Origin of the sequence: Kineococcus vitellinus (genome assembly GCF_009906315.1) — a bacterium.
Lineage (GTDB): Bacteria > Actinomycetota > Actinomycetes > Actinomycetales > Kineococcaceae > Kineococcus > Kineococcus vitellinus.
In genome coordinates this window covers 1-1,586 of record NZ_JAAALL010000521.1, presented here as the reverse complement: position 1 = coordinate 1,586, position 1,586 = coordinate 1, and the positions used below count along the sequence as shown (strand labels likewise).

General features: G+C 80.5%; 1 protein-coding gene. It reads left to right on the top strand.

Features of this window, described 5'->3' with window-relative positions; genetic code table 11:
• Window positions 1-1,455 (top strand): helicase-associated domain-containing protein (locus GTQ99_RS23050; protein WP_205708088.1); only part of this gene is annotated, 1,455 nt, incomplete at its 5' end.
• Window positions 1,456-1,586: the final 131 nt, after the last annotated feature.

Sequence of the window (1,586 nt, the reverse complement as noted above, 5' to 3'; positions counted from 1 at the left end):
GGGCTGGGGGTGCGCGAGCTGCGCCGCACGGCCGGCGCGCTGGAGGTCGACGAGCCGACCGCGGCGCTGGTGGTCGAGACCGCCTGGAGCGCCGGCCTCGTCGCCGACGACGGCGAGGTGGAGCCGCGCTGGCTGCCGACGACGGCCTTCGACCAGTGGCGCGAGGCGGAGCTGGCCGAGCGCTGGCTGCAGCTGGCGGGCAGCTGGCTGAGCACGACGCGGGTGCCGGCGCTGGTGGGCAGCCGCGACGCCAAGGACGCCGTGCGCAACGCCCTGGGCCCCGACCTGGACCGCGCGTCCGCGCTCGCGGTGCGCACCGCCGTGCTCACCGAGCTGGCGGCCGTGCCCGCCGACCACGCCGTCGCCGTCGACGACCTCGCGGCCCGGCTGCGCTGGGGGGCGCCGCGGCGCGCGACGCGGCTGCGCGACGACCTCGTCGCCTGGACGCTGCGCGACGCCTCCTGGCTGGGCGTGCTGGGCGCGGGCGCGCTGGCCCCGGCCGGGCGGGCGCTGGTGGCCGGGGACGAGGACGGCGCCGTGGCCGCGCTGGAGGCCTCGCTGCCGCAGCCGGTGCACGAGGTGCTGCTGCAGGCCGACCTGACGGCCGTCGCCCCCGGCCCGCTGGAGGCGCACCTGGCGCGCCGGCTGGAGACGCTGGCCCGGGTGGAGAGCCGCGGCGGGGCCACGGTCTACCGCTTCGACGCCGCCACCGTGCGCCGCGGCCTGGACGACGGGCAGACGGCCGACGAGGCGCTGGGCTTCCTGGCCGACCTGTCGGCCACGGGGGTGCCGCAGCCGCTGGAGTACCTGGTGCGCGACGTGGCCCGCCGCCACGGCCGGGTCCGCGTCGGGCGCGCCGGGGCGTACGTGCGCGCGGAGGACCCGGCGCTGCTGGCGGAGCTGGTGGCCGACAAGCGCTGCGCCCGGCTGGGGCTGCGCGCGCTGGCGCCGACGGTGCTCGCGGCCGCGGCCGACCCGGAGGAGGTGCTGGCCGCGCTGCGCGCGGCGGGCGTGGCCCCGGCGGCCGAGGGCCCCGACGGTGAGCTGCTGGTGCGCCGCGCGGGTGCGGCGCGGGCCGCCGCGCGCACGCCGCCGCGGCCGGTCACCGGTGAACCGCCGCCGCCCGGGCCGGCGCTGCTGGCCGCCGCGGTGCGCTCGCTGCGCGCCGGGGACGAGGACGTCGCGCAGGCCGAGCGGCGCCGCGACGCGCAGCCGGAGGCCCCGGCGCTGCCGGCGCTGGACCCGACGACGTCGCTGGCGCTGCTGCGGGAGGCCGCCGGGCGCCGGCGGGCCGTCTGGATCGGCTACGTCGACGCCACCGGCAGCGCCGGCCGCCACCTCGTCGAGCCGCTGGGCGTGGAGGGCGGGCGGATCAGCGCCTTCGACCGCGGCGAGGGCGCGGTGCGCTCCTTCTCGGTGCACCGCGTCACCGGTGTGGCCGACGCCGCCGGCTGAGCGGCGTCCACCGTCGTGGCGGTGAGCTAGCGTCGTGGTTCCAGACCGAGGTGCGAGGAGCAGGACGAGGATGAGCGACAGCGGTCAGGGCGGTCAGCGGTCCTGGTGGGAGAAGCCGGACGCCGACGGGC